General features: G+C 37.9%; 19 protein-coding genes. 6 read left to right on the top strand and 13 right to left on the bottom strand.

The window, feature by feature from the left end; all coding sequences use genetic code 11:
- Nucleotides 1-3 precede the first annotated feature (3 nt).
- On the bottom strand, nt 4-870 hold the full coding sequence (locus tag QRD39_RS02675; protein ID WP_285955567.1) for a GNAT family N-acetyltransferase: 867 nt from the start codon (nt 868-870) through the stop codon (nt 4-6).
- A gap of 207 nt (nt 871-1,077) precedes the next feature.
- On the opposite strand from QRD39_RS02675, the gene yidA reads away from it, so the two are divergent.
- A complete protein-coding gene (gene yidA / locus QRD39_RS02670; RefSeq protein WP_285955566.1) occupies nt 1,078-1,887 on the top strand; it encodes a sugar-phosphatase in 810 nt (269 codons plus the stop codon).
- 1 nt (nt 1,888) lies between these two features.
- Nucleotides 1,889-3,103, top strand: coding sequence for an aminoacyltransferase (locus QRD39_RS02665; protein WP_285955565.1), 1,215 nt, complete (start codon nt 1,889-1,891; stop codon nt 3,101-3,103).
- 53 nt (nt 3,104-3,156) lie between these two features.
- On the opposite strand, the gene QRD39_RS02660 is transcribed toward QRD39_RS02665, so the two are convergent.
- The 4 genes from QRD39_RS02660 to yycF form a co-directional block, all read right to left on the bottom strand.
- Nucleotides 3,157-3,516 (bottom strand): YbaN family protein, encoded by a 360-nt coding sequence (locus QRD39_RS02660; protein ID WP_008534495.1) that lies wholly within the window; start codon nt 3,514-3,516, stop codon nt 3,157-3,159.
- Between the two features lie 62 nt (nt 3,517-3,578).
- Nucleotides 3,579-4,391: an MBL fold metallo-hydrolase gene (locus QRD39_RS02655; protein WP_008534493.1), complete on the bottom strand. Its 813-nt coding sequence runs from the start codon at nt 4,389-4,391 to the stop codon at nt 3,579-3,581.
- 5 nt (nt 4,392-4,396) lie between these two features.
- On the bottom strand, nt 4,397-5,737 hold the full coding sequence (gene vicK, locus QRD39_RS02650; protein WP_008534492.1) for a cell wall metabolism sensor histidine kinase VicK: 1,341 nt from the start codon (nt 5,735-5,737) through the stop codon (nt 4,397-4,399).
- A complete protein-coding gene (gene yycF / locus QRD39_RS02645) occupies nt 5,730-6,440 on the bottom strand; it encodes a response regulator YycF (RefSeq protein WP_002889489.1) in 711 nt (236 codons plus the stop codon). Before yycF ends, vicK begins: the two co-directional genes overlap by 8 nt.
- A gap of 584 nt (nt 6,441-7,024) precedes the next feature.
- On the opposite strand from yycF, the gene QRD39_RS02640 reads away from it, so the two are divergent.
- Genes QRD39_RS02640 through QRD39_RS02625 form a run of 4 tightly spaced genes read left to right on the top strand, consistent with a single transcriptional unit; the run spans nt 7,025 to nt 10,015 of the window.
- Nucleotides 7,025-7,792, top strand: coding sequence for an amino acid ABC transporter ATP-binding protein (locus tag QRD39_RS02640; protein ID WP_008534491.1), 768 nt, complete (start codon nt 7,025-7,027; stop codon nt 7,790-7,792).
- Nucleotides 7,793-7,803: 11 nt separating this feature from the next.
- Nucleotides 7,804-8,637 (top strand): transporter substrate-binding domain-containing protein, encoded by an 834-nt coding sequence (locus tag QRD39_RS02635; RefSeq protein WP_285955564.1) that lies wholly within the window; start codon nt 7,804-7,806, stop codon nt 8,635-8,637.
- Nucleotides 8,638-8,654: 17 nt separating this feature from the next.
- A complete protein-coding gene (locus QRD39_RS02630) occupies nt 8,655-9,353 on the top strand; it encodes an amino acid ABC transporter permease (protein WP_008534488.1) in 699 nt (232 codons plus the stop codon).
- 11 nt (nt 9,354-9,364) lie between these two features.
- Nucleotides 9,365-10,015 (top strand): amino acid ABC transporter permease, encoded by a 651-nt coding sequence (locus QRD39_RS02625; protein WP_285955563.1) that lies wholly within the window; start codon nt 9,365-9,367, stop codon nt 10,013-10,015.
- A gap of 78 nt (nt 10,016-10,093) precedes the next feature.
- Here QRD39_RS02625 and QRD39_RS02620 read toward each other — a convergent pair whose 3' ends face one another.
- The 8 genes from QRD39_RS02620 to wecB form a co-directional block, all read right to left on the bottom strand.
- Nucleotides 10,094-10,975 (bottom strand): DNA/RNA non-specific endonuclease, encoded by an 882-nt coding sequence (locus QRD39_RS02620; protein ID WP_285955562.1) that lies wholly within the window; start codon nt 10,973-10,975, stop codon nt 10,094-10,096.
- Nucleotides 10,976-11,038: 63 nt separating this feature from the next.
- Nucleotides 11,039-11,227 (bottom strand): DNA-directed RNA polymerase subunit beta, encoded by a 189-nt coding sequence (locus tag QRD39_RS02615; protein WP_008534486.1) that lies wholly within the window; start codon nt 11,225-11,227, stop codon nt 11,039-11,041.
- A gap of 1 nt (nt 11,228) precedes the next feature.
- On the bottom strand, nt 11,229-12,500 hold the full coding sequence (murA, locus tag QRD39_RS02610; RefSeq protein WP_008534485.1) for a UDP-N-acetylglucosamine 1-carboxyvinyltransferase: 1,272 nt from the start codon (nt 12,498-12,500) through the stop codon (nt 11,229-11,231).
- 67 nt (nt 12,501-12,567) lie between these two features.
- On the bottom strand, nt 12,568-12,804 hold the full coding sequence (locus tag QRD39_RS02605; RefSeq protein WP_004182616.1) for a DUF1146 family protein: 237 nt from the start codon (nt 12,802-12,804) through the stop codon (nt 12,568-12,570).
- A 268-nt stretch (nt 12,805-13,072) separates the two neighbouring features.
- Nucleotides 13,073-14,176: a family 8 glycosyl hydrolase gene (locus tag QRD39_RS02600; RefSeq protein ID WP_037608834.1), complete on the bottom strand. Its 1,104-nt coding sequence runs from the start codon at nt 14,174-14,176 to the stop codon at nt 13,073-13,075.
- A gap of 8 nt (nt 14,177-14,184) precedes the next feature.
- Entirely contained in the window at nt 14,185-15,495 is a 1,311-nt protein-coding gene (locus tag QRD39_RS02595) for a glycosyltransferase family 2 protein (protein ID WP_285955561.1), read from the bottom strand.
- Nucleotides 15,496-15,637: 142 nt separating this feature from the next.
- Entirely contained in the window at nt 15,638-16,411 is a 774-nt protein-coding gene (locus tag QRD39_RS02590; RefSeq protein WP_285955560.1) for a hypothetical protein, read from the bottom strand.
- 2 nt (nt 16,412-16,413) lie between these two features.
- Nucleotides 16,414-17,530, bottom strand: a 1,117-nt coding sequence (gene wecB, locus QRD39_RS02585; RefSeq protein ID WP_285955559.1) for a non-hydrolyzing UDP-N-acetylglucosamine 2-epimerase, incomplete at its 5' end; no start/stop codon positions are given.

The following is a 17,530-nucleotide window of genomic DNA, read 5'->3' as shown; positions in this document are numbered from 1 at the left end:
TAGTCATTCTTTCTGTTTCAAGTAAACCACTTGGGTTTGTTTGACAAAGCCGATTTTTTCATACAAATGCTTAGCTCCCACATTATCATCTTCCACTGCAATTTGGAAGGACTTGTCATTTTGCGCAATGAGTTGATTGACGACTGATTTTGCCAGGTAGCTTCCATAGCCTTGCCCACGATAGGCTTCTGCTACAGCAAGTCCATAGAGATAGTTGCTATTTCCAGATAAATCAACCGTACAAAGTCCGATGACCTGACCCTCTTTGAGGAGAATGTAAAGCAGGCTATTGGAATCTTTTAAAGCCTCAGCAATATATCTGAGGCTCACCTCAAATGTTTCTTCTGCATCAGAAAAGGCTTGGTGGTGGAGTTGGGCAATTTCTTCAAGATAAGAGGAAGTTGCTAAGAGCGACTTGACATCTGAACGGAAATCCAGAGTATATGGAGTTCTATCTCTCCCTAGCCAGGTTTCAGTGCCTGCATCTTCAACTAGGCCCCAATGACTGATAAAATCAGGATGACGCTCTAGAAAAACATGTTCTGTCTGAAAGGTCACTGATTGAATAGGATAAGATGCCGTTTCCTTCTGAAATTTGTCAAACAAACTCCTCGCAATGCCTTTGCGGCGATACTCTGGGATAACTAAAATCGCCACTTCAACGTCTTCGTTATCCGCATAAACCGTTAATAAACCAAGCAATTCTCCCTCTTGATAATAGAGAAAAAAGGTCGGCATAGTGGAATCAAAATTAAGCATATTGGAGAGATAAGGTTCTCGAAAGGTGTGGTCATTAGCTTGGCAGCTAGCAATCAATGCTTTTGCTTCCTTACGTTCTTTATCTGTCAATTGGTTGGTAAATCGAATCACTCTTGTCTCTCCTTTATTAGTCTGAACTTATTTTACCAATTAAAAAGCATTTGAGCAATTCTTACTAACAAACCGTTCTATACAGTTTGGACTTGGCTTTAATAGTTTTCAATTCACCAATATCATTTTTCTCAGGAAGAACTATGACAAAGCGCCCAAATTTTAGTAAAATAGAAGGGAAACTAACTAAATGAAACAGGTATTTATATGTCTATTAAACTTATTGCTGTTGATATTGACGGGACGCTTTTAAATAGCCAACGTCAAGTCACACCTGAAGTCTTTCAAGCGATTCAAGAGGCTAAGGCTGCGGGTGTTAAAGTCGTTATTGCGACTGGTCGTCCTATTCCTGGCGTGCTTCCACTTCTTAAGGAACTTAATCTTAACCAAGATGGCGACTATGTCATCACTTTTAATGGTGGGCTTGTCCAAGAAACTTCTACTGGTAATGAATTGATTCGTGAGACACTCTCATACGAAGACTACCTTGACATTGAGGTTTTGGCTAACAAGCTTGGTGTTCATTCTCACGCCATTACTAAAGATGGTATCTACACAAGTAATCGCAACATTGGACGCTACACGGTTCATGAGTCTACACTTGTTCATATGCCGATTTACTATCGTACACCTGAAGAGGTAGCTGACAAGGAATTTGTTAAGGCCATGTATATCGATGAACCTGAAATTCTTGATGCAGCTATTGCTAAACTTCCACAGGAATTTTATGACCGCTTTACTATTGTAAAATCAACACCATTTTACCTAGAAATTCTTAAGAAAACAGCCAACAAAGGGATAGCTGTAACCCATCTTGCTGAGAAACTCGGTCTTTCTAAAGAAGAAACGATGGCTATCGGTGATGAAGAAAATGACCGTGCTATGCTTGAAGTCGTTGGCTCTCCTGTTGTTATGGAAAATGGTAATCCTGAATTGAAGAAAATTGCGAAACACATCACAAAATCAAATGATGAATCTGGTGTCGCTTATGCTATTAGAAAGTGGGTTCTAGACTAATATGTATACCTATAAAACTGGTCTCAGTACTTCTGAGCATGACCGCTTTGTGATTGATAGTCCTCAAACCAACTTATTACAAAGTAGCTCATGGGCAAAAATCAAGGATAGTTGGGGCAATGACCGTCTAGGTTTCTATAAAGATGACAAACTTGTTGCCGTTGCTAGTGTTCTTATTCAACCACTGCCTCTTGGCTTCTCTATGATTTACATCCCACGAGGCCCTATCATGGACTACCACGATAAAGAGTTAGTCGCTTTTGTCCTGGCTTCACTGAAAAAGTATGCCAAAACAAAACACGCCCTCTTTGTTAAATTTGATCCAAGCCTCTTTGTCACTAAAAATTTGATTTCTCAAGAAGTTAGCATCAACGAAGATACTATGGCTATTGCCAAAAACATCCAATCTCTTGGTGTTGAATGGACTGGTCTCACTGAAGACATGGCTGAGAATATTCAACCACGCTTCCAGGCTAATATCCATAAAGAAGATTTCACTGAAGAACAGCTCTCTAAGAGCACCAAGCAGGCTGTTCGTACTGCTCGAAACAAAGGTATTTCGGTTCAATTTGGTGGCACTGAGCTTCTTGAACAATTCGCTTCTTTGATGAAGAAGACTGAAGCTCGTAAAAACATCCACCTTCGTGGCATTGACTATTATGAAAAGTTGTTGACAACTTACCCAGAATCGTCTTACATTACACTCTCAACACTAGATTTGCCAGCCCGTCTTAAAGATCTTAATAAGCAACTTGAAAAGAACATTGCTGATGCTGCCAAGTTCACTGAAAAAACCAAACCTGGAAAAGTTGAGAACAATAAGCAAGAGCACAAACGTCTCAAAGAAGAAATTGCCTTTCTCCAAGAAAAAGTAGATGCTGGAAATCAGACAGTCCCACTCTCTGGTACCCTAGTTCTTGAATTTGGTAAGACGTCTGAGAATATCTACGCTGGTATGGATGAAGACTACCGTCGTTATCAACCAGCTATCCTGACATGGTATGAAACTGCTAATCATGCTTTTGAGCGTGGCGCTGACTGGCAAAACATGGGAGGTATTGAAAATTCCTTGGACGGTGGCTTGTATAACTTCAAATCAAAATTCAACCCCCGCATTGAACAGTTCGTCGGTGAATTTAACCTTCCGGTTAGTCCTCTTTATGGCTTAGCTAACTTTGCCTATAAAGTCCGTAAAAAAATAAGAAGCAAACATTAATCACTATACTAAAAACGAGACTTCCAAGAGGAGTCTCGTTTTTTGATTCTAGCTTAGTCTTTATCAGGAATAACCTTAAATAAATAATAGGTGATGAAAAGTGTCAGACAGAAGAGTCCAATTTTCACCCAAAGAATAGGAGCAAAAAAGATTGAAATCCCCATCAAGACATAGATTTGAATGATAATCTTTTTCTTTCGTTCTTTAGCAATAGATTTGGTTTCTCGAAAATCAGCTACATAACTTTGATACAATTTAGTGTGATATAACCATTTTTCAAAACGTTTAGAACTTCTAGCAAAGCAAGCAATGGCTAAAAGTAGAAAGGGGGTTGTCGGCAATATTGGCAGAGGGATTCCTAGAATACCTAAACCAAGCGAGATAAAACCTAAGGAGAGATAAATGACTTTCATATAAATAATCCTTTCAAAAAGAGCCACACTAAACTTATTAGTGTAGCTCTTTCACTATTTCTCTAAATATCAGTCAGTGGAGTGGCTGTGTCTGGAGAGGTATCAAAAACCTTAAAGTCAGTACCAACACCAAAGTCCGCACGTGCCAACTGATTTTCCATCGTCATATGGGCCAATTCCTTGATATTATTTTCTTTGGAGAGGTGACCCAGATAGATCTTTTTAGTTTTATTACCGATGGTACGAATCATAGCGTCCGCCCCATCTTCATTACACAAGTGACCTTGATCAGAGAGGATACGTTGCTTGGTTGACCATGGGTAAGAGCCTGCTCTCAAGATTTCAATATCATGATTAGACTCAATCAGATATCCATCAGCATTTTCAATAATCCCAGCCATGCGATCTGATACATAGCCCGTATCCGTCAACATGACAAAGCTCTTTCCGTCTTTCATAAAGCGGTAGAACTGTGGATCTATAGCATCATGACTAACTCCAAAAGATTCAATGTCAATATCACCAAAGGTCATAATCTTGTCACGAGAAAAAACGTGCTTCTGGCTATTATCAACCTTACCTAGCATATTTTTACTGTCCATAATCTGCCAGGTTTTCTCATTTGCGTAGATGTCCATGCCATATTTACGAGCTAGAACACCAACACCATGGATATGGTCCTTATGTTCATGCGTTACTAAGATAGCATCAAGATCACTCGGATCACGATCAATCTCAGCTAGCAAATTTGTAATTTTCTTACCTGACAAACCAGCATCTATTAGAATTTTCTTTTCTGGAGTTTCCAAGTAAAAAGAGTTTCCTGTAGAGCCTGAAGCCAAAATACTATATTTAAACCCTATATCTGAGGTCATTTCTACTACATCTCCCAATCATCAACCATCATAGCATCCTTGTCATATGGAAGAACAATAGTAAAGGTTGAACCCTTACCATATTCACTCTTAGCCCAAATAAAGCCATTATGTTGTTTAATAATTTCCTTGGCAATGGACAAACCTAAACCAGTTCCACCTTGAGCTCGGCTTCTTGCCTTGTCAACACGGTAAAAACGGTCGAAAATCAAAGGCAAATCTTTCTTAGGAATACCTAAACCTTGGTCGGAAATTGAAACGATTAATTGTGCATCTGTTGTCTTCATGGACACTGTAATCTTTCCACCATCGGGTGAATACTTGATGGCATTATTAAGAATATTATCCACGACCTGAGTCATCTTATCTGTATCAATTTCCACCCAAATAGAATTAACAGGATAATCTCGAATAATTTCATAATCCTTGCCAGTATTATTTTCTTGACTTTTGATTTGATCAAAACGATTCAAAATATAGGTCATAAAGGCCGTAAAATTGGTCATTTCAACATCAAGATGTGTGCTCTTATTATCAATATGAGAAAGGGCCAAAAGGTCAGAGATCATCCTCATCATTCGGTTGGTTTCATCCAAAGAAACCTTAATAAAGTTTGGAGCAATCTCTTCATTAAGGGCACCATCATCAAGAGCTTCAAGGTAGGATTTAACGGAAGTTAAAGGCGTCCGCAATTCGTGACTGACATTTGATACGAATAAACGACGTTCACGTTCTTCTTTTTCCTGTTCAGTGGCATCATGAATAACAGCAACTAAACCTGAAATAAAGCCAGACTCCTTACGAATCAGCGCAAAATTAACACGCAAGGTTACAAACTCATCGTTAGCGTCTCTACGTGACAAATGAATTTCCGGTGTCTTAGATAGTAATTCACTATAAGTATAAGGACTTTCACCATCTAACAAATCCAAGATTGACATCTGGGTCGCCGTTTCCCTATCGATATTTAATAAACGCTTGGCTGTACTATTAATCATGGTAATTTGACCACGACGATTGGTCGCAATAACTCCGTCACTCATATAGGAAAGGACTGAAGACAAGCGATTTTTTTCTTGGGCTAGATTTTCATGCGTCAGACGGAAAACGTCTGATAAATCATTCAAGCTATTTGCCAGCTCTAAGAGCTCCGAATCTCCCTTTAAGCGTAACTCTTCATTATAGTTTCCAGCCATCAAAGATTTTACTCGCTTAGTCAACTTCCGAATGTTCTTCACTTGACGGTAATCACGATAAGCAAGAAAAATAAAGTAAAAAGCAACAAATAAGAGAGTAAAGAGTAAGGCTAACTCAAAGCTCGTAATATTTAAGCCAATACTAGTCATAGTTCTTCATGTAGTAGCCAACACCACGGCGGGTCAAAATATACTCTGGACGGCTTGGTGTATCTTCAATTTTTTCACGAAGACGACGAATAGTGACATCAACCGTACGCACATCACCAAAATAGTCATAACCCCAAACAGTTTCAAGTAGATGCTCACGTGTCATGACTTGTCCCATGTGAGTTGCCAAATGGAATAGCAATTCAAATTCACGGTGAGTCAATTCAACTTCATTCCCACGTTTTTTAGCTACAAAGGCATCTGGAACGATAATTAATTCACCAATCGAAATTTCTTTCTTGCCTGAGTTTGAGCTCTCTTCAGCCGCTGCTGTTTCAATAGTCTCTGTTCGACGCAAATGAGCCTTAATCCGTGCTAACAACTCACGATTTGAGAACGGTTTAGTGACATAATCGTCTGCCCCAATCTCCAAGCCAATGACCTTATCAAACTCGCTATCTTTAGCTGAAAGCATGATAATCGGTGTATGACTTGTTTTTCGGATTTCCTTGGCTACTTCTAAACCATCTAGTTCAGGTAACATCAAGTCCAAGATAACTAAATCAGGATTTTCAGCTTCAAATTGCTCCAAAGCTTCACGACCATCAAATGCCGTCACAACTTCGTAACCTTCCTTGGTTAGATTAAACTTGATAATATCCGAAATTGGTCTTTCATCATCAACAACTAGAATTTTTTTCATACAAACACCTCATCGGTTTTCTTAGTTCATTTCAATTTAGTAAAGCAATCCACTTTACGTATCTATTCTATTATACCAAAAATTAGGTTAAGGACCAAGTTTGGGCTATGAGTTTCTAGCCACCATCAAGCTCTTAGGAAATTTTTGGATGGATTGGTGAAAGATCATCATTTGAGAATATTATCTATGATTGAATGTTCATACATTTTTTTCACTATGAAAATATATATTACATTTTCTTATTGTTACATAACATTACAAGATAAGGTATTTCTGACGCAATTACGAAACTATTCAAATCAAGAATAGCACCCTACTAACAAGCAAGTTTAACCATCAACTCATATGGTTAAGTTTTTGAATTTATAACATTAATCCTAAAAATGGAAAGAAGCAAGTAAGAGTGCAATTCTCTGGGAATATTTTTTATTTGTTCACATTTAGAAAAAATTATGGATGATTATGCAGTAAAACACGAACGTTTTTAATAAATTTTCAGAAATTTTTGACATCCAGCTTCACTTATGCTAAAATTTATTGTATGTTAGATAATCTAACAAGAATTCCCATTAAAGGAGACTCTTATGGCACTTATTGAATTTAAAAATGTAAATAAATATTACGGAGACTATCATGCGCTTCGTGATATCAATCTAGAAATTGAAAAAGGACAAGTTGTGGTTCTCTTGGGACCTTCTGGTTCCGGAAAATCTACCCTTATCCGTACAATTAATGCTTTGGAATCTATTGAGAATGGGACCCTCATCGTTAACGGACATAACGTTACTGAAGCATCTGCCAAAGATTTGGTTGAACTTCGTAAAGAAGCTGGTATGGTTTTCCAACACTTTAACCTCTACCCACACAAAACCGTTCTCGAAAATGTAACCTTGGCACCTATCAAGGTTCTCGGCATCAGTAAGGCTGAAGCTGAAAAGACTGCTGAGAAATTCCTTCGCTACGTTAACATGTGGGACAAAAAAGATTCTTATCCAGGTATGCTTTCTGGTGGACAAAAACAACGTGTCGCTATTGCTCGTGGTCTTGCCATGAATCCTGAGCTTTTGCTCTTTGACGAACCAACATCAGCCCTTGACCCTGAAACTATTGGTGATGTTCTGGCCGTTATGCAAAACCTTGCCAAAGGTGGCATGAACATGGTAGTTGTTACCCACGAAATGGGATTTGCCCGTAGTGTGGCTGACCGTATTATTTTCATGGCCGAAGGTCAAATTCTTGTCGACACGACTGATGTGGATGGGTTCTTTGACAACCCTACGGAACCTCGTGCTGTGCAATTCCTTTCTAAGATTATCGATCACAACTCTGATCGTGTTCAAGTCGACGCCTAAGGAGGTGGCCTATGATTTTCAAAAAAATCTTACGTTACCTGACAGTCGCCACTCTAGCTATAGCAACGGTTTTTCTTATCTCAAGTCATAAAACGGTGGCTGAAGATAAGAGCAAGCTCTTAAATAGTAAAGCAGTTCAAAAAATTGTTAAGCGAGGTACACTTAACGTTGGTGTTAAGCAGGACGTTCCTAACTTTGGTTACTATTCTGCTAAGACCAATACCTACGAGGGTATGGAAGTCGATCTTGCTAAAAAAATTGCCGATGAGCTCAAAGTGAAAGTCAACTATATTCCAGTAACAACACAAACTCGTGAACCTCTTATGGATAACGGAACAATTGACTTACTTATCGGTACTTATACCATCAATGATGAACGTAAGGCATCTTACGCCATCTCAAGTCCTTACTACTATGACCAAATTGGTTTCTTGGTTCTTAAGGATTCAGGTATTAACAAAATCTCTGATTTGAATGGTAAGACCATCGGGGTTTCTCAAGGTGCGTCAACTAAGGCTGCCTTGCAAGAATATGCCTCAGCCCACAATCTTAAGTTCAACTACGTTCAACTCGGTTCTTTCCCTGAATTGGCTGTATCTCTTTATGCTCACCGTGTAAATGCCTTCTCAGTTGATAAATCTATCCTTTCTGGCTATGAAAGTAAGAAGACAAAAACCTTGAAGGAAGGTTTCAAAACTCAAGAATACGGTATTGCTTCAAGTAAGTCTAACCAAGACTTGATTGACTATACCAACGGTTTGCTGGCGAAATGGCAAAAAGACGGTAGTCTTCAAAAACTCTACGATAAGTATCACTTGAAACCAGCTAAAGCTGAAGATAAATAGAAAGGAGTCCTGAATTTATGTATCTTTTAACTGAAACGGCTAGTCCTTTCGCTCTTGAACGTTGGGCTGCTTTCTTCGCTAACTTTGGACAATTTGCTAAAGGCTTCTTCTACACCCTCGGTATTTCGATTGGTGCCTTGATTGTTGCCCTTCTTCTTGGGCTCATCTTTGGTGCCATGAGTTCGACTCATAACAAGGTGCTTCGTGGCATTGCTCGTGTTTATGTCGAAATCTTCCAAAACACACCACTGCTTGTCCAATTCGTGGTTGTCTTCTATGGGATTTCAATTTTGACGGACGGCCATATCATGCTTCCTATTTCATTGACGGCTATCCTCTGTGTGGGTATCTACACTGGAGCCTATATCTCTGAAATTATTCGTACGGGTATTGAGGCCGTTCCTAAAGGTCAAACCGAAGCGGCTTTGTCTCAAGGGTTTACCTATGCCGATACCATGCGTATCATTATCTTGCCTCAAGCTGTTCGTACTATCTTGCCACCACTTACCAACCAAGTGGTTAACTTGATTAAGAACACTTCAACAGTTGCCATCATCTCTGGTGCAGATATTATGTTCACGGCTAAGGCTTGGGCTTATGATACAACCAATTATGTGCCGGCCTTTGCTGGAGCTGCTCTTCTCTACTTTATCATGTGTTTCCCTCTTGCAACTTGGGCACGTCGTAAAGAAGAAGAGAATAAGAAAGCATACTAAGGAGGTCCACTATGTCAGAAGTTTTATCAGCTACTAACCTTAAATTCTTGGCACAAGGGTTGTGGACGACACTTTACTTGTCTTTCTTCATCATTGTGCTATCTACCGTTTTCGGAACCATTCTTGCGGTCATGCGTAACGGCAAAAATCCTATTCTTCGTTGGATAGCTTCTATCTATATTGAGTTTGTGCGTAATGTACCTAACTTGCTTTGGATTTTCATTATTTTCTTGGTCTTCCAACTTAAGTCTACAGCAGCAGGAATTACCTCTTTCACAGTCTTCACGTCTGCTGCCTTGGCAGAAATTATTCGTGGAGGACTCAACTCTATTGACCATGGACAAACGGAAGCTGGATTGTCACAAGGATTTACCAATAAGCAAATCTTTGTTTACATTATCTTCCCACAGTCTATCCGTAAGATGTTACCATCAATTATTTCTCAGTTTGTAACAGTCATAAAGGATACTTCTTTCCTTTACTCTGTTATTGCCTTACAAGAATTGTTTGGTAAGAGTCAAATTTTGATGGGTGGTTACTACGAACCAAGCCAAATTTTTACCTTGTACGGTATCGTGGCTTTAGCTTATTTCGTGGTTAACTTTGCCATCTCTAGCTACTCTCGCTACCTCTCTAAACAATGGGAGCAAGCTAGTGAATAAGAAACACACCTTCGGGTGGGTTTTTCGTTTTTTGAACTTTAAAAATAACGACCCCAATTGGAGTCGTTATTTCTTTCTCTAATTCACTGTTACTTTACCTGAATAATAATCTAGGGTGATCCCCTCTTGTACATTAGGAACAAAAACATTGAACTCAAGGGATCCGTCAGCTGACTTGGCTTCAAGATGCGTTCCTGATGGTATAAGGTTATCTCCATCATAAATTAAAGTGACACGGTAACGGACACGTTTGTTTTTATCCTGAGCTTTCCGTACAAGACTTTCATAATAGTTCTGTCCTGTAGAATTATCACTGTTGGCTTCGTTGGCCCAAGCTGTTTGAACTGCAATATTCTCAGGATTTGAAGTGGAGGCATCAAATCCCTTCAAACCTCCAACTAGTGCATAACCTAACAAATGCCCCCTGTCTACGGCATGACTATACTCTCCAGATAAATTTTGGACCTGGTGCCATCCAGCTGGTGTCCATGATGTTGATCCATTACCTGTTTCTTGACGGTTCTTATACTGTCTTGTCGCTTTACTTAACAAGGCATTGGCTACTGTAGGAACTGTTTGGCCTTGAACCGTTTTGACTTGGTTATTAGCATAGGGTTGGCTAGATACCTTAGCATTTAGATTCGTCTTGTTCCCATTAATAATATAGGTCCCTGCCCCATTCCATTCTATGGAGTTTCCAAGTTGACTCTTGACAGAGCTAGTCATCACTGTCTCAGCAAGCTGCTCTTGTGGTGTAGACTGACCAATTGTTGAACCGTTAGACTTTACGGAGTTATTGGATTTTCCCGAGACTAGACTGGCTACCTGCTTGATTGGATTATTAGGCGAAAGCTTATTGCTCGTCCCAATATAACCTAGAACTACTACCAAGACTGCTATCAGTAATGAGAAAATCTGACGTTTCTGTTTATTCGTTAAAGATGTCTTTCTTTTTGCCATCGTGTTCTTCCTATTTCTATGAATCTGCATAAGTAAAGGAGTAGGACGACAGCCCACTCCCTTTTATTTTCCTGTAAATTTAGCAACGATTGCTTGCCAGGTTTCTGGTTTTAAGATGTTTATTGGATCCTTACCCTCGCCTAAGACGGCATAACCAACCATTAAACCAAGGGCCAGAAAAGCAAGACTAACCAAACAAACGATTAAAACAAGCAATAATTGACGAAAAACATAGCCTTTACCAGTTTCCATACTAGCCCTCACTTACACGTGAAATATTGGCTCCTAGTTTAGCTAGTTTCTCATGGAACTGATAGTAACCACGATCCAAGTGTGTCAATTTACCAACTGTCGTTGTCCCTTCAGCAACCATCCCTGTTAAAATAAGGGCCGCAGATGCTCGAAGATCAGTAGACATAACTTGAGCACCTTGAAGTGGCAAACCACCGTGAATCATTGCAGTATCCCGAAGAATTTCTGAATGAAGTCCCATACGACGCATTTCTTCCAGATGTTGGAAACGATTTTCAAAGACAGTTTCAATCATCGTTGATTCACCCTTAACCACTGCCATAAGCGCTGTGAATTGGGCCTGCATATCCGTTGGAAAACCTGGATGAGGAAGAGTTTTAACGGTTACTGGTTTCAATTTCGAAACATCAGATGTAACACGAATGCCTCCTTCTTCTTCCTTAACGTCGACACCCATTTCCAGTAATTTAGAAATCAAAGGACGGTTATGCTCCCAGATGGCATCTTTGATGAGAATATCTCCTGACGTCATCGCTGCTGCTACCATAAAAGTACCTGCTTCAATACGGTCCTGAACAACCGCATGCTGGGTACCATGAAGAGATTTTACTCCTTTAATCACGAGTGTTTCAGTTCCAGCACCTTTGACATCTGCCCCCATTTCATTTAGAAGTAAAGCCAAATCAACAATTTCTGGTTCACGCGCAGCATTTTCAATAGTTGTGACTCCATCAGCCAAGGTCGCTGCCATCATAAGGTTCTGAGTGGCACCGACAGATGGAAAGTCCATATAAATAGTTGCACCTTTGAGTTTATCAGCAGTTGCTGTAATATCACCACCAACCTGGGTAATCTTAGCTCCCATAGCTTCCAAACCTTTGAGGTGGAGGTCAATCGGACGACTACCGATGGTACAACCACCAGGCATAGAAACCTTAGCATGACCATTACGAGCAAGAATAGGTCCAAGTACTACGATGGAAGCACGCATTTTACTAACATATTCGTATGGCGCTTGATCTAGAATCTCACCACTAGCATCAACTACTACAGTATTATTTTCTTCGTCAAAGTCTACAGCAATATCCAAGCCACGAACCACATTATTCATGGTGTAAACATCTGACAAGATTGGAACATTAGTCAAGGTTGTCTGACCTTCAGAGGCTAAAATAGTCGCAGCCAATAATGGCAAAACAGCGTTTTTAGCACCTTCAATGACAACCTCACCACTTAATCGAGTGTTGCCACCCTGTACAATAATTTTATCCATAAGGATTCCTTTCAAGGGTCAATTTCATCTTTTTGTATTATATCAAAAGTCTTTTAAAATCACTAATTTAAGATATTGAGCTTGCTAACGATTGACATAGCGTTAAAACATATATAAAGAATGAACTTACTAGAAAACCAATGGCAATACTAATAAAAAGCAAGAATAATCTCAATTTCCCAGTGTTAACAATAACATTCTTGGTTATTTTTTCCCAATCAAAAAGCGTATTCACCATCTGATAAGTTAAACCAATAAAAACCAAGTGGCTCGCTAGAGGAACCATATCATTTAAAATAGTCATCAAACTATTATATCATAGAAGACTTACATAAAACATAAGAAGAATCATTAAAAATACGACTTTTTACATTTGATTTCTTTATTAGTTTTTACCATTAAGAGCAATTGTTAACCAACTTAAGAACCTTTTAAAATGAGATTTACCATGTCCATTCGAGATTAAATTTAATTTATTTTCAATCATTAGTCATAAGAAAAAATCTTCCCTAATGCTACTGTTTCCAAATAACAGGTTTAGGGAAGATTTTGAGTCATTAGTTAACTATTACTTAGAAGAATTCCATGGCTACTAAAGTAATAATCGCAGAATCATAATAATTCTTAACAGGAAGATCCTGCATAAAGACAATCTTATTCTGCTGAACTAATTTCAAGTACTTTTGATCCTTCTCAGCCGCAAAAGCAATTGGTGCTTTAAAACTTGCAGCTTGGTGGTCGTCTAAAAACTTACCAGACAAATTGTAATTTGAAAAGACATTTTTCTGAGTCATAAAGAAATCCAACATCTTATTAAGGACTTTCTGACTCTTTTCATCGTTACTCTGAGTAAGATTGTATGGAAGACGACAAGCATTATAAGAATACGTTGAATCAAACTGATTTGAGATGGTGTAAGGCTTAACCACACGGGCCCCTGATTCATCCACCCAGATAAAGTCTGGAATTAATCCAGTCTTCGTTTTAGAACTAATCGTTTCAAGACTACTTAACATCTTGTTATTAATATCCAACCATTTTTTATCTTTTGTAACTTCATAAAAAGCTTGGAACTGCTTAGGTACAGTATCTGAAGTTCTCATAAGATTATAATATTTGGAATCTTTGTTCGCCCAGTTCCCAACAGTCAAAATTCCAGTATTTTCATTATAGTTATACTTGAGAATATCCTGTAAGAGGGCCTTGGCCTGTGTTTGATACTCATCTTTATGGCTTGGCCATTGTTTTGAGGCTTCAATCAAGGCATAGGCAATATAAAGGTCCCCGTCAGTTGCATTGTGATCATCAACATTTTTAGCACTTTTTTGAACAATTTGTTCCCAAGACATCAATTGATTGCCTTCAATACGATGTGACAAATAATACTTGTAGAGTCTTTCAAAATCTTTTTGATTAGCTAAACCTTTCTTAGCTGCTCGCACGGTGATTAGCATTCCGTAACTTTGTGACTCGGAAAGAACAACATCTTTGTCTTTGTCATTAGTAGTTTTGACATATGCTTCGTTGCCTTTTTTGACTACGAAGTGTTTTTCCCATTTTTGATAAATTCTATCTTGAATATCAGTTTTCGTTTTCATTCTTATGGTAAACATTGAAAAAACAAATAAGCCAAGGATAACTACAAACCATAAATATTTAAAATATTTTGTTTTCATACATACTCCTATTCTGCAAAACGCTTAGTTTTAACCCATGTTGTTCCTTCACGATGAAGAATTTTATCCATGATAATAGACCACAACGAATCTAAAGAAACAATAATGAATAACTGTGCGTAACTAAAATAAGAGAGAATCGCTAACCAAATTTGTTTGCTGGTTGCTTGTCCAAATTGTGAAGCTAGGGCAACATTGATTTGCAACAAATATAATCCAATCATCAAGAGCCAGTTAAACAACATTAATTGAGCAATGTAAATATTATTTGCATCAAAGGCAAACGGAATCTGAACGGTTGGGAAAAAGATATGTAAAACAATGGCTAAGACATTAGCAAAGAAGATTAAATCAGATAAGACAATTGCACCATTAAACCAGAAGAAAATACAAGAGTAATTCGCTACTTCTAGTTTTACACGCCAATTTCCTTTACCGAACAAATGTTTAAAGTTCGAGATAACAACTTCGTAATTACCTTTTGCCCAACGCTTACGTTGCATATAATAACTTTTAAGCGTTTCAGGTTCTTGTTGGAAGGCTTCAGAATTATATGCCAGGGCAATTAATTTACCACTTTGCATAATCTTGAAGGAAATATCGGTATCTTCGGTCAAGGCACCATTTCGCCAACCACCAATACTTTTAACGAATTCAGTTTGAATAATGAAGTTCGTTCCTGGAATACGACCAATTTTAAATAAATGCCACATTCCAACATGGTGAACACGTTGCGTGACAACAATCTCTTGATTGATACAACGTGTTAAGAAATTTTGTTTTGCATTTCTTGTTTTATTACGCCCAAAGGACGCCACTCTTCGTTCTGGATCCTTCATCACTTCTTTAACTAAGAAGTAAAGTGCATTAGTTTCAGGCATGGCATCCGCATCATAAATACAGATATATTCTCCATCAGCCATTTTAAGGGCATCGTTCAGAACACCTGCTTTACCACCAGTACCCTTACGATTAATAATGGTAATATTACGTCCAGCGTACTCTGGCATGGCTTGAACAGCTAAACACTCTTGGTAAGTATTATCTGAACAGTTATCCGCAAACAAAAGTAGCTCAACCTTGTCATGAGGATAATTCATATTCAAGATAGCTTGAGCCGTTTGAGAGATAACAACATCTTCATTATGGGCTGGAACTACAATCGTAACCTTAGGATAATAAGGAAGTTCCCCCTTATCAACCTTAAAATCACTATGTTTCAACCAAAAATGAACAGCTGATACCAGAATAACAACACCCCAAACTAAGGAAATCCAGATGGATATTAGGGTGAAAATCATTAAAAACTGACTAACCATGTTTCACCGCCTTGAAATTATGAGAAACACGTTCATATATTACTGCATAAACAGTAAACAAAACAATGAAAGCAATCGCAAAAATAAGGCTAATACATAAAGCAAATACAAAAAACAAGTTTGTGATAGTCATAACTTCCCCCTAATACTCAACAATAATATCCGTTTCTAACTGACGGTTTAAATTACTCATTAATTCACTATAGTTATCAAATTTTTTGGAATTCTTTTTATCAATGACAAGAAAACCTGATTGAAATTGAATACCTTGATAACTACTTCCCCTAGTGAATGTCATTTCTTTTAGATGTTCTTCAAGATTAGTTTTATAAATCTTTTCTAGATTTCTCGATTTATTTTTTGAAAGGATTAAGTAACTCCCTTCAGAAACATAAAAGACTTGCTCAAAGCGATCCAGCTTATCTGAAATCTGATGATAGATACTAGTAAGCAAATGGTTATATTCACGAGGACTCAATTCAAAGAATTGTTCTTCATGAGACCAATGTATCAAAAGTGCTTGAACAGTTTTTTTATCCCCTAATAAATCACGATAAGCATTACTAGCCTTGACTTCTTCAATCTGAACAGATGAAATAAATTTATAGAAGTAATACTTAATCTTTGAAAGTATCCCCATTAACAAAGGAAAACTGAATATAAGAACTAATGTATCATTTAGTGGAAGATAGACAACACCACTAACCAATACAAAGATACTTAAAGCAAAACTTAAAATGATTAGCCAAGTAATCAGAAGCTCTGTTAAGAAACATACTGCAGCAATACCTAAAATCAGAAAGAAAGCTTCAAACATGAATAAATTAGGATTGACTTGATTACAGTAGAGAAATAGTAATGCTTCAAAGAAAATCAAACATAAAATCCAATACCAGATTTTTTTATCTCTTTTCACACTCAATTTCCTCCTTCGTGAAACTCTGATACAGAATCTTCCAAATTAAAGTACACTTTAATCGCTTGAACAATTCTCTCAGATGCTTTACCATCACCATAAGGATTAGGAGCTTCAGACATTTCTTTATAAAGAGCTTCATCAGTTAAAAGTGAAGTCATTGCTTCTTTCACCTTGTCTGGATCAGTTCCGACAAGTTTCAATGTTCCTGCTTTAACACCTTCTGGACGCTCTGTTGTATCTCGTAATACTAAAACAGGTTTTCCAAGTGATGGAGCTTCTTCTTGAACACCACCAGAATCTGACATAATAAAGTAACTTCTAGAAGCTAAATTATGAAAATCAAAGACATCTAAAGGTGCGATAAGATGAATTCTATCATGGTCACCTAAAATTTCCTTTGCTGCAGCTTGTACAGAAGGGCTCAAATGAACAGGGTAAACCACTTCAATTTCAGAATGCTCATCTACCATATGACGAAGAGTTTTAAATACTCGACGCATTGGCTCACCTTGATTCTCTCTTCGGTGCATTGTTACTAAGATAATTTTTTTATTCTCATCGATTTTATCGAGAACTTCATGATAATAATTATCTTTAACTGTAAGTTTTAAGGCATCAATCGCTGTATTACCAGTGACATAAATTTCCTCTTTTTTATGATTTTCCGACAATAAGTTTGCTTTACTTTCTTGAGTAGGTGCAAAATACAAATCAGAAAGGCTGTCAGTCATCTGACGATTCATTTCCTCTGGATATGGTGAATATTTATCATAAGTTCTAAGCCCAGCCTCAACGTGACCGATACTTACTTTATTGTAAAATGCAACCAAGCCAGCAGCAAATGTTGTTGTTGTATCACCATGAACCAAAACCAAATCAGGTTGTTCCTTCTTAACAACTGGATCAAAATTAGCCAAAATTTTAGAAGTAATTTCCTGAAGTGATTGGTTTTTTCCCATGATATCCAAATCATAATCAGGAACTATCTCAAAAGTCTCCAAAACTTGGTCAAGCATTTGACGGTGTTGAGCTGTGACTACTGTAATAGTATTAATGGTTTCTTGATGTTTTTTCAACTCAAGAATTAACGGCGCCATCTTAATTGCCTCTGGTCTT

The sequence above is a fragment of the Streptococcus raffinosi genome, from assembly GCF_030284685.1.
GTDB classification, from domain to species: Bacteria; Bacillota; Bacilli; order Lactobacillales; family Streptococcaceae; genus Streptococcus; species Streptococcus raffinosi.
Note: the sequence above shows the minus strand (reverse complement) of the source record. Positions and strands in the feature narration are given on the sequence as shown.